The sequence below is a fragment of the Adhaeribacter soli genome (assembly GCF_008727925.1).
GTDB lineage: Bacteria > Bacteroidota > Bacteroidia > Cytophagales > Hymenobacteraceae > Adhaeribacter_A > Adhaeribacter_A soli.
The window spans coordinates 186,381-200,757 of record NZ_VTWT01000001.1; the positions used below are offsets into that span (position 1 = coordinate 186,381).

General features: G+C 48.0%; 5 protein-coding genes. All 5 read right to left on the reverse strand.

Annotated features, from left to right (window positions below):
- Positions 1 to 489: 489 nt before the first annotated feature.
- Positions 490 to 5,322: a carboxypeptidase regulatory-like domain-containing protein gene (locus tag F0P94_RS00740; RefSeq protein ID WP_150901791.1), complete on the reverse strand. Its 4,833-nt coding sequence runs from the start codon at positions 5,320 to 5,322 to the stop codon at positions 490 to 492.
- Positions 5,323 to 6,220: 898 nt separating this feature from the next.
- Positions 6,221 to 7,504 carry a PQQ-dependent sugar dehydrogenase gene (locus F0P94_RS00745; RefSeq protein WP_150901792.1) on the reverse strand — a complete coding sequence of 428 codons (1,284 nt, stop codon included), beginning with the start codon at positions 7,502 to 7,504 and terminating at the stop codon, positions 6,221 to 6,223.
- Between the two features lie 608 nt (positions 7,505 to 8,112).
- Positions 8,113 to 8,748 (reverse strand): class I SAM-dependent methyltransferase, encoded by a 636-nt coding sequence (locus F0P94_RS00750; RefSeq protein WP_150901793.1) that lies wholly within the window; start codon positions 8,746 to 8,748, stop codon positions 8,113 to 8,115.
- A 327-nt stretch (positions 8,749 to 9,075) separates the two neighbouring features.
- On the reverse strand, positions 9,076 to 10,587 hold the full coding sequence (locus tag F0P94_RS00755; protein ID WP_150901794.1) for a response regulator: 1,512 nt from the start codon (positions 10,585 to 10,587) through the stop codon (positions 9,076 to 9,078).
- Positions 10,588 to 10,598: 11 nt separating this feature from the next.
- Positions 10,599 to 14,138, reverse strand: a complete 3,540-nt coding sequence (locus F0P94_RS00760) for a hybrid sensor histidine kinase/response regulator (RefSeq protein WP_150901795.1) — start codon at positions 14,136 to 14,138, stop codon at positions 10,599 to 10,601.
- Between the last annotated feature and the right edge of the window lie 239 nt (positions 14,139 to 14,377).

Consider the following 14,377-nt stretch of genomic DNA (forward strand, 5'->3'; position numbering starts at 1 on the left):
AAAGTAAATACTTAGTTGAAGAAGCCATAATCAGGTAAAATGCTGCTTAAAAACCTTGGTTGATGTTTTGGCTTATAAGTCAAAATGTTATGAATTGTTTTGTTTGTTTTAATGGGATTTTTCCCATAGGTTGTGTGCGAAATCACCCAGAAATAATAAGGCCAGGCATGCGGTAAAAATGCTTTGCTTGCAATTTCCGTTTCTGAAAGCGGCCTTGAAGCCGGAAGATGATTGCCGAAGGGATAGCTGATAGCTAACGTATAATTTTGGACCTGCTTATCTTAAAATGTATGGGTTTCAATTGACTTACAACCATTTATCAAAAAAAAATAAGGATTTTAAAACGTGCAAATCTGGGTTACTTGAGGAGAAGTAAGAAAGGTTTTCCGCAGGCTACAAATGCCACATTTAAAAAATGTCTAAGAGTGTCATCCTGATCAAGAAAAAGCAGCCTGTTAAAGCTGCTTTTTCCGCTCAGATCATACCGTTTTATTCCGCCTTAATACTGATTTTAGTGCCTGCCACCCAATACTTGTGTTCGTTGGTGTAGTAGAGGTAGGCTGCGCTGGCAGGGCTTTCAAAAGTGCCGGGGAATTCTGCTTTCAGGTCCAGGTTTACTTCCACTTCTTCGGATGGGGCCATGTCGCGGAAGTAGCAAACCAGGCGGTTACCGGTAATTTCATAATAGTCGATCACTTTCCTTTCCTGAAGCTCTTTCAACTGCCACGGCTGCACGGACATGCCCGCCGGAATTCCTATCAAAGCCAAAGTCATGGGTAAGCCTTCGGCCTTTTCATTTTTAAGTTTCACCTGGTACCGGACTGTGCTGCCCACCACAGCTTCTGCAGCGCGCAGGTCCGTTTCCAGTCTAACTTTACAATCCGGGGAACTGGGCGGCAGGTTGGAATAATAATTCAGGGCCATGGAATAGGGAAGCGGGTTGCTGGTTTTCTGGTACTGAACTTTTACGCGGTAATTGCCTGGCTTTTCAAAATGTTTTTCAAGCTGGTTTATCTGGATTTCGCCGGTTTGGTTTGCCAAGTAGCTTTTTTCGCCGGCCTTTTTGCTTTCCACATAAAGCTGCACGGTGCCGTCTTCGCTGGTGCGTTTGCTGAAGCGGGCGTAAGCGGTTAAGGCTTTCAGCGTTAAAAGGGTAGCCTGCGTGGATCCAAAACTGCCATAACCGTTGCGGGATTGTAAGAGAAATTTTACGCCTTTCTGAAGTTGCTGCATCGGTTTCTGGTCGGCTTTCAGGATTGCCAGCACGGCCAGCGCGGTAGTTTCCAGCTGTAAGGCTTGCCCGGTGGAATACGTAACGGAGTGTCTGGTGCCGGTCCAGCTGCCATTATCTGCCTGCAGTTTCAGGAGCTTCGTTAAACAGGTCTGGCCGCGATCCTTATCGCCGGAGGCAAAAAGGGCATTGGTGGTTAAGGCAAGCTGGTAAGGATCGCTGGAGTTTTCGCTTGCAAGAAAAACCTGGTCCATTTCTTTTTTCAGCTCTTTGTTGCCCGCTTCCGCCAAGGAATAGACAATATAAGCATTGGTAATAGCAGCATCCGCCCGGCCGTAACCAAACCCTCTGGCCGAAAGATTGAAGCCCCCGTTGCCATCCCGGCGGTTCAGCATCCAGGCTTGGGTTCTTTCCAGCATATCCGGATCCACGTTGCAGCCTAACCTTTTCATGTCCGTGAATTGCAGCAGACCGTAAGCCGTTAAGCCTTCGTGGGCAGGTACGCCGCCAAACCACTCATAGCCTTTTTCTTTCGTTTCGAAGGTCGTAAGCCGTTTATAACCTTTATCCATCAGTTCTTCGGCCCTGGCCATGGCGTTCAGGTCGGGCTTATCTTGTTCTTTCAGGTAATCGAGCACCATCAGGTTAGGGTAGCTGGAAGATGCAGTTTGTTCAAAACAGCCGTAAGGTTCCCGCAAAATTCCCTCAATGCCTTTCAGCAGATCGGTAACCACCGACGGATACGCTGAAAAAGAGATCTGGGCGGTGCCCGGCGTCATGTTGGTCATGTCGAGCTGGTATTCCTTTTCTTTGTGGTCGCCGGCAATGGATTGACTCACGGGGTAGCCGCGTTGCTCTACTTTTACCGGCTGGCTGAAGCCGTCTCGGTGGCCCTGGGCTTCGAAAGCAGCTGCAAAACTGGAATTTCCCGAAGCGCCGGTAACCAGATAGTCAAGGTAAAAAGTAGCGGTACTATTGGCTTTTACCACCAGGTTTTTGTTTTCCTGGCCCAGAAATTTCCATCCTTCGGGGTGCTTTATATTTAAGTTGCCGGTTACATCTTTTCCGGTATTGTTTTTAAGAATTAAGGGAACGCTTAAGCGGTCGTGCTGCAAGGTGACTTCCGGTAATTTGGCAGCTACGCTGAAGGGCAGCTGGGAGTAGAATTTGTGTTCTTTTCGGCCGGGGCTGCCATCCGTAGAAATTCCTTCCACCAGAATATTGTAAGAAGTAATATCATCGCCGGTGTAAAATTCCAGTACCGCCACGCCGCTCCGGCCTATTTTTAGGGCCGGCTGCCAGAAAAGCGTTCTCCGGAAATCGGTTCGTTCCGTTATCGGTTCACTTGATGTGTAAACCGGTGCGGCAAATTCCCGGATGCGGGTGTAGCTGTGCGGTTCGGCCGGCGTTTTGGCTTTATTGGTCCCTTCCTTTGTTTCCAGTTTATTATCCAGGTTCCGGCTGTTGCTCTTAATGACCCGGGGCTTTGCGCTACTGATGGAGCTCGCCGGAAGGTTGGGTGAAACCAGTTGTTTCACGCCGTTCACATAGTAAACCGTACCGGTATTGCGGGAGCCCCGGAGGCTGAGCCCTCTTCCGCCATCGGCTGAACTAATGCCGGAAGCGGTAGCAACACGTGTTCCTACATCTACGGTAGCCATTTTCCTGATCTGCTCGGAAGACAAGGTTTGACCCACTTTTTCCGGGCCAATAATCGGTTCGCGGTAAGCGGTTACCGATACTTCAGCCAATTGCGTAACGGATGCAAGAAGCTCCAGGCGAAGCGAAGTGGTTTTTTCTTCCTTTAACTCTACACCGGTAATTACGCGCGGTCTATACCCCACATAAGCCGTTTCCACGGTGTAAGTACCCGGGGGTATTCCGGCAATAGCATAATCGCCGTCAATATCGGTTGTTCCATAAGCTTTTTGCACGCCTTTCTGTTTAAGAATTACCGTTGCAAAAGCAAGTGGCTCCCGGGTTGCTTTGTCGATTGCTTTGCCGGCAATTTTAGCGGTATAACGGGAAGGTGAATAAGTAACGTTAACGGCTTGGGTAGTTCGTTTGGTTTTGCCGGTATTTCCTGCTACCGTATGAGTTTTAACAGGATAAAAGACCTTAACGTGCGGACTGTAGTAACCCTCCACCTCAATACCGGTTATCAAGCCAGGATCGTAGCCTTCCATCAGAACTTCAATATCGTACTTGCCCTGGCTTGTATTCCGGAACCTGAAGAAGCCATCGGCAGCGGGAGTAGTAGTTTGCAAGAGCTGGCCTTGCCTGATTAGTTTAACCTGGCTGTTCTGCGGAATGGGATAGCCGTTGAACAGGCTTACCTGGCCCGCAACCTCGTTGTAACCCGACTGGATTTTATACTCAATCTTATACCGATTTTTGGGGAGTAATTTTTCGCCGGAATACTGGTAATGCGGGAGTTGCACATGCTTAACGGCTTGCCAGGTAAACCGGCGCCAGCCACCAGTTTTCAGCAACAGGTCCAGAGCTACCGGCGCTTTGGGTTCTTCTTTGTCGAAATAGAATCTGGGCTCTTCTACCTTGCCTTTAATTTCCGTTTCTACCAGCATCCACGACAGAATATTGCTGGACTTGTCGTTCATGTAGGTAAGCAGCTGGTCGTCTACTACCGACACCATGACGTCGGCCGGCATGGGCATGCCGGTTTCGTCGGTGGCCGAAACGGTAAGGCGTACTTTTTCCCGGGGCAGGTATTTCTCCTTATCGGTCTTTATCTTTAGTTGTAATTGCTTGTGGTTATTTACGAAGACCAGTCTTTCGGCGCGTTCAATGGTTTTCTGGTCGAAAAGCGTCAGCTGCAAAACCCCGATTGGCAGGTCAGCAGTGGAGAATTCTACGGGGTTGTCGCCGGGCTTTAAGTTCAGGACCTTCTCGTAGTACATCTGACCGCGTATTTGCCCGACCAAAGCGGCCCTGGCGGTAATAGCGGACCGGATATTCACTTTTAAAACTTCCCCTTCCGGCCGGGAGACCTGCAGCACATAGCCCGATTCCATGGGTTCCGGCAAGGGATAGGTAGAAGTGATTCCAGCCGGGCTGGTCAGGCGGGCTTTGTAGGTTTTGTCCGCTTCCGGTTTAAAACTGAATTCGCCCATGCCATCGTGGAAACTGCTGAAAGAAGCCACCACTTTGCCGTCCTGGTCGAGCACCTGACCGCTTACGTCGGCGGGTTTGTTAAACTCGTTCAAGGCCCGGAAGGCTAACTGGCTTTGCAATCCGTTTACCAGTTCTCCGCCTTCCGGGAAGAAGTTCAGTTGTACTTTATTCAGGACAATGGGAATGGATTTGGAAACGGATTCGTAGATGCCTTCATGTTTGAAGATCAGGTTCAGGTGGCCATCGGTACTGGTAAGCGTTTGAGGCAATTTGAATTTAACCAGGGCATTCCCTTTTTTATCGATGGTTCCTTTGGCCTGTTCCACTTTTTCCCCTTTCAGGCTTACCACAAAATCGAAAGTAGTTCCGCTGAGGGGGCGGTTCTCGTTGGTTAAGGCCTTTACTTTTGCACTTACCAGACTGCCGGGACCGTAGGCTTTCTGTTCAAAATCCAGGGTCAGTTTCAATCGCGGCATAACTACCTCCTGCACCTGAAATTCCCGTTCAAAAGCCAGGTTGTTCTCGCTCAGGCCGGAGTTGTTTCCATAAACTTTGAGCTTGTAAAGGCCGCCGGGTTGGTCGGGTTTCAGATCGAAACTTCCCTTGTAAATGTTGTCGGTGGAGTTGTAGTTCGTGTATTGGGTGGCCTCCACGGTACCCTGCGGGCCGATTAACTGAATTACCAATTGGCCGGGCTGGTGCGCCAGCGTATTGCCGTTCCGGTTGAACACACTGTACCAGACCACTTCGCCTGGTTCGTATAAGGGTTTGTCCGAAATCAGGTAAATTTTATTCGTATAGTTGGCCTCGGAATAATAGTTGAACTTTAAACGGAGATCGACCAGAAAACCGGCAATTGTAGAGGGGTTTGGCTTCCATGACCACAGGAAAGCAGCTAGCAGGAGAATGCCGGACAATTTTACCAAAAATAATTCCGAGCGGGTAGTAGGCGATTGCATAAGCAGAATGGTTAGCGTGGAATATTTCGTTACATATCAGGTTGATTTGTTTTTAGGAACTAGAGAAAATTACCTGTTGCATTCAGGCTTCAACAAAGGCTTTGTTTTTTAATGACCACCGGAAAATGGATTATGTTGCACCGGTTTTCTGCATTTAAGTGCTTTACCTTTAAAGCATTAGTTGCGGAAGTCGGAATTTGTAGCGGAATTAGCGGATAAATAAGGCCGAAACCAGTGTTTGGGTGAGGTTTAGAAATGTTTGTGTAAGATATAGGAAGCTTTTGCTGTACTACTTTATTAAGCGGCCTTTATGTCTGAACTATGATTTAATGAATTGTATGATTTTTCCCTCCCGAAAAGTCTATTTCGGGAGGGGAGCGGAATTAGAGAAGAGAAGAGAAGAGAAGAGAAGAGAAGAGAAGAGAAGTTTACAGGGTTGCCAAAAATGCTGCTGTAAGCGCAAGATTGTTTGAAATTTCACAGAACTGTATTTCGCGATTTTTACTTTTTGAGCATTCCTCGCTTCTGTATTCGGATGCATTTTTCGAAAATAAATCCTGTAAATCTTATTAATCCCTAAAATCGTGTTCAGACAAACCTGCTTGAGAAATAACTTTATTGTACAGCCGGTTTAGTTTAGAAGAAATGCATTCCTTAGACGACCTGCAGAGCCAGCTGGTTTTGTCGGTTCTAATTAATTTTACCAGAAGCTTATAAATCTGTTTTACTACATTAAAAAAATTAACCTCCCGGTTCAGCTTGTTCCTTGAACATTGCGAACCGGGAGGTTAATTTCTGACTACAGGTAAAATAAGTTGTGCTGCTTTTCTAAGCAAAAACAATAGCGTTTCAGAAAAACGTTGAGTTACATTTCAGGCTAACTTGTTTAATTCAAGAATTATTTCTTAGGAACAATTTTCCAGAGCTCCCCATCCGAATGATCGGTTACTACATACAAAGCGCCATCGGGGCCCTGGCGTACATCGCGGATGCGTTTGCTCCGGTCTGCCAGCAAATGTTCTTCGCCAACCACGCGGTTATTTTCCAGTTTCAGACGCACAAGTAGTTGGTCTTTCAGACTGCCGACGAACAGGTTGCCGCGCCATTCCGGAAAGAGGCTACCGGAGTAGAATTGAGCGCCGGAAGGGGCAATTACCGGATCCCAATAGTACACGGGGCGCTCAAAACCGGGCTTATCGGTAACGGAATTTGGTACCGGGCTGCCGGAATACTCTTCGCCGAAGGTTATCAGTGGCCAGCCGTAGTTCTTGCCTTTTTCGATCAGGTTCAGTTCGTCGCCGCCTTGCGGGCCCATTTCCACTATCCAGAATTGGCCCTTCTCATCGAAAGCTGCTGCCTGCACATTGCGGTGGCCCAGGGTCCAGATCTCCGGCATGGCGTTCTTCTGGCCGATAAAGGGGTTGTCGGGAGCCGGAGCACCATCGGGCGTGATGCGGAGGATCTTACCCATGTGGCTGTTCAGGTGCTGGGCTTGCGGCCGGATTTCTTTATCCGAGCGTTCGCCAAGGGTCACGTATACCATACCATCCGGTCCAAAGGCCAGGCGCGAGCCGAAGTGCATTTTACCATCGTAAGTAGGCATGGCCCGAAAAATCGTTTTAACCTGTTCCAGTTTGGTGTTGTCGGCAGAAAGTTTGCCGCGGGCCACACTGGTCGCGTTGCCGCCTTTCCGCGGTTCGGAAAAACTCCAGTAGATCATCCGGCTGGTTTTAAAATCCGGGCTGAGTTCTACATCGAGCAAACCACCCTGACCGCCATAGTCTACCGGCGGCAAACCGGTTAGGGGTTGGCCCATATTGCCGGAGGCCGAAATGATCCGCATCCGGCCCGGTTTTTCGGTAATGAGCAGATCGCCGTTGGGCAAAGGTTCTACCGCCCAGGGCTTTTCCAGGCCTTTTGCCAGTACTTCTACGCTAATAGGAGTTTCCGATTTCATGGCACAGGCCCGGGTTTGGCCTTCAAAGGCTGGCTTCTGGTCAGGGGAATTAGCCTTTCTGGTTTCCAGCGGAGTGCAACCTTTTTGTCCGGTTTGGTTCGTGGCAGTTGCGTTAGAAGCCTTTGCATGGCCATTTTCGTTTTGGCTAGCCGTTTTCTGGTTGCAGGAGATGCCGGCTGCACCAAATGCAATTGCCAGGGTAAATACAGCGGAAGAAAGTTTCATGCTTTTTTCGATTAAAAAAATACCGTTTTTCAGAGAACTTTGGTAAAGTTATTTAGTCCGGTATATTCCGCATGCTGAAGTTTTAAGCCTCAGGCTTTTCCTTTTCCTACTTACCGGAATCGGTTTTACTCTTTTCCCGGATTAAAGTTTATGACTTGGTTTTTAGTTTGCAACAGGAAGTTGTCAGTTTAAACTGGTGTTCAGCCGGCGTTTATTTTTAAGGTGCATACTGCAAGTTTAGGCGAAGCCGTAACTTGTAGGTAAACATCTGGTCAGTTTATAACTGACCTTGCCTGCAAGGCAATCAAAGCTGCTGCCATGGAATTCCGGAGTAAATGATCAGTAGCTTGCTCCTTTAAACCTGGTTATCAGAAGGCATTAATGCGGTAGAGCCTAAACTTGCGACAGCTATTTTAGTAAGTTTGTAAAGCCGGTTTTGTTGACATCTACACTGGAATTTCATTGCAGCAGTTTTGGTTGCCTTGCAGGCAAGTTCAGTTGCAAACTGAACAATAAATTACACACAAGTTACGCTCCGCTAAACTTGCGCGATGAACACTAAAACCGGCGCTTGCGTAAATTCGCTTACTAAGTTTTTCCTCTTAAATCTATTTCCGGATCGCACCAATTATTACATAAGAGCCTTCGCCATAACCAGGTTTGGCAAGCTGGGTATCGTTTATCTGATCGAGCGGGTTAAAGAGGGTTTGTACTGGTTTAACCTGGGTAAAGCCGGTTTCCAAGAGCCAGTTTATTACCGTTTTCGGGGCATAGAAATTCGCGTGTTTGTAGAAGGGGCTCGTTTCCCTTTTTTCTTCGTATTCAGTTCCCAGAGGGCTGTCGCGGTCTACAAAACCCACGATCAGGATGCCGCCGGGCTTCAGTACGCGTTGGGCTTCCCGGAAGGCTGCCTGTACGTCGTTGAAATAACTGATGCAGAAATTCATCAGCACAAAATCGAAGGTAATGTCTTTGTAAGGCAGGGCTTCGGCGGTGGTATCCATTACTTCAAAGCCTTTTTTAATGGCAACGTCCCGCATGGCGGCAACCGATTCGGTACCTTCTTTTATTCCGAGCGCTTCGGCATAATGGCCGGTGCGGATCTCTACCTGCAAACCGCGGCTGTTGCCCGGTGGCAGAAAATCGCGGATGGCTTCCACTTCCGACTGGAAAACGTTGGGGTAGCGCTCGAACCAAGCTTCGTATTCTGCCAGTTTCGTTTCAAATGGGGCTGTTCTGATCATAAGATTTCTGGTTTATTAAAGTAAATTATCTGTTGCATAAACCCGTTAACTAATGCTATGTTTTTCCGGAAAAAAGTGCCCTGGCAATTATCCAGTCTGGTGGAAGGCAGCAGGCTTAAGTCGGGTTAGCTTTGCTGAGGCTAGTACATAGTCAAGTTGATTTTTAGAAAGGGGGTTACAAATTCCACGGCTCGGTTAAGACGGGATTACAAATCCCGTCAAGCAAATTCTTGTTATTAACCTGACAGTGTACAAGCTTAGCCTTTCACCAACCAATTCAGGTTCGATAAATTAACCAGTCGAAGCCAGCAACTGCCTTCCTTGTCATTATTTCCGGCTACTAACCAGAGGCAGGGTAAAGGTAAAGGTGCTGCCTTGGCCGGGTTTGCTTTTTATTTTTAGTTTGCCGCCATGCTGTTCAATAAATTCCTGGCTCAGGTTCAGGCCCAGGCCGGTGCCTTTTTCGCCTTCCGTGCCAAAGGAAACCACGTTTTCGGTGTTGCGGTGCAGAATACTTTTTACCGCTTTCGGACTCATGCCAATGCCTTCGTCTATCACGCTGATCTTTGCCTTCTGCTTTTCCGGATTTGCGGTAATGGTAATGGTTTTGCCGGGTTCCGAAAATTTTATGGCATTCGATACCAGGTTGCGCATAATGGTCTGCAGCATGTTGCGGTCCGCGTTTACCTGCAATTCGCCGGACAGTTCCAGAACCAGACTTACGCCTTTGGTTTCGGCCTGGGTTTGCATGTGCCCGGCCAGTTTCCGGAGTTCGGCGTTGAGCGATAAGTTTACCGGAGTAAAAGTTACAGATTTGAACTGGGCCATCGACCACATCAGCAGATCGTTAAGCAGGTCCAGGGTTTTGCTTGTATTGCGCCGCGCTTTGTCTACTTCGGCCAGAATCTCTTCTTTCGAGATCGTTTCGCCGCTTTTCAGGATTAGCATCAGGGCAATTTCGTTGCTGAAGATCAGGTTTACCAGGTCGTGGGCAATAATGGAAAGCAGTTTGTCTTTGTAGGCGCTGTGCTGCAGAAGCTGCTGGTTCAGGCGGTTTATTTCTTCCTGCTTTTCCTTCAGCTCGGTTACGTCCATGGAAATCTGCAGCAGGGCCGGCAGTTTGGTGCCGGAAAAAGTAAACGGTATTTTATTCGTCTGGTAAAACCGGCGTCTCCCGTCGGGCAGCTTCAGGTGTTCTTCACAGGTCTGTACTTCATTGTACCCGTCGCCGGGCGGACAAAGCTTTTCGTCTATCACTATTTCGTATTCGCAGCCTTCGGGCAAAGCGGGTTCGGGCAAGCCCAGAATATCTTCTACTTTTTTCTGGTAAAATTCGGCGGCGGCGTTATTGGCCAGCACAATGTTGCCTTCAATATCTTTGGCGTATAACCGGTGCGGTACCAGATCGATCACCTGCCGGAGGCGTTTTCGATTATTGCTTAAATAAATTACGGTGTTTACCCGGGTAAGTAATTCCTTGGTTTTAAAGGGTTTGGTTATGTAATCGGCGCCGCCAATGTCGAAAGCTTTTACAATGTCTTCTTCCTCGCTTTTGGCAGTAAGGAAGATCACCGGAATATGCCGGGTGCCGTTGTCGTTTTTCAGGATCTCGCACACGTCGTAACCCGAAATTTCCGGCATCATGATATCGAGCAGAATGAGGTCGGGCTGAATTTTATGGGCAATTTCGATGGCTTTGTGCCCGGAACCCGTTAACAGCAACCGGTAATACGGGTTTAATACCGTGGCCACCAGCTGCAGGTTTTTCGGGTTATCGTCCACCACCAGCACTACGCTTTTTTCCTGCCGCTGGCTTAGGTTAAATTCCGGTGCATGCATAAAAATGGGTATTATTGATCTGGTTGCGGGAACTCGAGCAAAAGCTTCCTTAAGCTTTCTACGTCGAAACTGCTCCGGGCTACCGACAATTGCTTCAGATATTGCGCAAGTAAAAAGTGAAGCTTATGCTTTTGCATGTAAGCGTTGAGCCGGGTAATCAGCGTTGTAATCGATTCCAGATCAAGTACATCGGCCAGTTCGGCTGCCTGGCGGGAAAACTCCTGCAGCTTCCCGGCCGTTTTCTGCAGCAGCGCCTGCTTCTCCGGTTCTGCTATCTTTTGGCCGTGCTCTACCGGGTTTTCTTCCGGAGTGGATATTGCTTCGGTGCGGTGCGGCAGGTAGCGTACCAGGATCTCCAGGAGCTGGCGTTTGTTTACGGGCTTGGCGAATACCGCTTCGAACAATTCTTTATCTGCTATTCCGTTGGGCTTTTTGACCGAAGCCGTGAAGGCAATGATGGGAATATGCCCCGTTTTTTTATTTTGCTTTATGGCCTTTGCCGCTTCTTGTCCATTCAATTCCTTCATTACCAGATCCATCAGAATTAAGTCAGGAGAGGTTTTGGCGGCAAGCTTTATGGCTTCTTTACTGCTGTTGGTTGTTTTTACCTTAATATTTTTATCTGCCAGAAAGGCTTTAGCCAGATCGGTATTGGTTTTTTCATCGTCTACCACCAGCAGGGTAGGATTATAGAAATCGATCCGGAATTTGCTCAGGTCCGGTTCTTCGGCTTCAGAAATAAGTTCTTTGGTTTTAAAGAAGAGCACATCCTGAAGTATAATTTTAAAAGTGGTGCCTTCTCCGGGCCGGCTTTCCACGTTGATCGTGCCATTCATAAGTTCTACCAGTCGCCGGGTAATGGCTAAGCCGAGCCCGGTGCCGCCGTATTGTTTTTTAATTACCCGGGGGGCCTGCCAGAACATTTCAAATATTATTTTCTGGTCTTCTTTATGAACCCCGATGCCGGTATCGGTAACCGAAATAACCAGGTTGCAAACATGTTTCCGGGGTTTTATATTGATGGCTTCCACGCTTACCGTTATGCTGCCCTTCGGCGTAAATTTTACGGCGTTGCCGATTAAATTTATCAGGATCTGCCTCAGGCGGGTTTCGTCCAGCTGAAAGGTATCCGGAAGATCGGGCGCCAGGTCCGTATTGAGAGTCAGGCCTTTTTTCTCTACTGCCGGCATAAACATGTCATTCACTTCCTGAAGCAACTGCCGGAGCAGCACCTTTTCGGAAACCAGTTCCATCCGTCCGGCTTCAATTTTCGATAGATCGAGCAGGTCGTTTATCAGGCGCAACAGGGCGTTGCCGCTGGCCTGGATGGTGCGCAGGTACCCAAGGGCCGTTTTATCTTTTACCAGGCTTTGCAGGGTTTCCGAAAAGCCCAGAATGGCATTCATAGGGGTGCGAAGCTCGTGGCTGATATTGGCCAGGAATTCGCTTTTGGCCCGGTTGGCGTTTTCGGCCTGCAGGTAACGCTCTTTGCCCAGCTGGACTTCCGCTTCGGCCAGCTTATTCTCCAGGAGCAGCAGCACCAGGTTCCGGGCGGCTTCAATAGAAGTTTCTTCCTGAGGAGTCGGGATCCTTACATTCTTGTAATACACCACCAGTATGCCGATCATATCCTGGTGCGTTCCGATTATCGGGTAGGTCCAGCAGGCGCACAACCCTTCTGTTCTGGCCAGTTTCCGGAATTCAGAAATAGGTATCCCTTCTTCGATATCTGCCACCACTACCTTGTCCTGATCGGGCAGGGAGACGGTGCAAAAGGCCGTAAAGTCACTCAGGTCTGTGCCGTTTACCGACCGGATAAACGAATCGGACAAGCTTGGGGCGGCAATGGTAACGAGCCGGTTGTTTTCAACCCGGTAAAGGGCACAGATCATGCCGTCGTGCAAATGCTCGATCTCGGTTAAATAATAGTTCAGAGTTTCCGGCAGCCCGGCATTGGGCCGGGCATTTTTCTCCAGTACGGTCTTGCCTAAGCGCTCCATTTCCCAGAAAAGCTTTTCCTTCGAAATATCCCGGAAAAAGACCGACAGGCCATTAACGGAAGGGTAGGCGCTCAGGTCGACCCAGATCTTACGGGTGTAAAGCAATTGCTGGAAATGTACCGGTTTATTTTCACGAAGCGCCTTCGAGAAATCGCGGTAATACCGGGTGGGAGGGTATTTAGGCAGAAGCTCCGTTAAGTTCCTGTTCAGGGCATCCTCCTTTTTTATACCTAAAATCCGCTCTGCTTCCTTGTTCCAGGACTTCACGGTAAAGTTTGGGTCCAGGGAAATGAAGCCGTCGGTAATACTTTCCAGGATTTGTCTTTTTTCCTCATTATTTCTTTCCAGGTTCTGTTGCGCTAAAACAATATTCGTTATATCGTTAGATACAATCAGACTGCATTCCGAACCATTATTCAATACCGGAAGGGCATGAACTTCGATGTAAAGCTCTTCCCCGGCTTTGGTTTTGTGGCGGGTAAATTCCTTGTAAGTGGCCTTCCGGGGATGATATTTTTTTATAGTTTCCAGCCGGGCCTTCTGGTATGCAGGCGGAATGATATCTAATAAGGTCATGTGTAAAAATTCCTGCCGGGAGTACCCATATTTGTTTAAGGCGGCTTCGTTTACATCTATAAACCGTAGGGTAATATTATCGAATACCCACATAGGCATAGGGCTGTTCAGGAATAGTTTACGGTAGCGTTGTTCCGATTCCAATAAGGCTGCCTCCGCTTGCTTATAGGCAGTAATGTCCTTGGCGATGGCATAAACCCCGACTACGCTATTCTCTATCCAAATGGGTAAATTGGTAATAAAAAGTATTTTCCAAGTGCCTTTCGTTGAAATAATTGGCGCTTCATAGGATTGTGGTATGCCATGGGCGGCCGCCTGAAAATGCTCTTTGATATAGGGACGATCTTGAGGGAGTACAAATTGAAAGAAAGTCATTTGCATGAGTTCTCCATAGCTGCATTCCGTAATGTCCAGGGTTGCATTATTGGCACTGGTAAAGTGGCCGTTCAGGTCGAAAAAGTATACGGCGTCCGGGTTCTGGTCTATGAGGGAATGTAGAATCTGGTCGTTCCGGATCTGAATAAGATTCCTGCGTCTATCCTGTTCCTGCAGCAATACCAGCGAGGTCATATCCGAAGCTGAATTCAGAATGTATTTTAAATTTCCGGCTGCATCCAGAACGGGTGAATGGTGGATTACCCAATACCTGATTTCAAACTTATTGGACCCGGGTATGCGGATATCGTAACGCAGCAGGTTTGTCTGGTGCGGCTTTTTGGTTTCGAGCACCTGAAACAGTGATTCTATTATTTTTTCTGCGCCGTTATTTTCCCGGTCCCACGGATTTGGTGGGAAAACTTCAAAAAAGCTTTTCCCGATAACCTTTTCCCGATTATAATTATTCAGGATTTCGTTCCTGCCATTCAAATCAAAAATGGTAAAGCGGGGGGCATCTGGCAATAAAATAAGATAAGGGTCCGGCAGGGCCTGAAAAACATCATAGAATAAAGTGAACTGATCCCTTGGTGGTTGCATAATTCGGCACCGGTTTTTTTTGTCTGCAGGCTACCATTTTATAAATCTGCTAATTGCAATTCAGGCTCAGGCGAGGGAAAAATTCTGAATAATTCCGGCAGAATTTACAACTTAAGCATAGGTACCCAGCTAGTTAAAAACCCTGTTAGCTTTATTAAGTTGGCATAATTTAGTGATCCGTACCAATCAGCAAGTTAGCGGCACAAGCCGGATTCAGAAGGTTTGGCAGAGTTTGAATT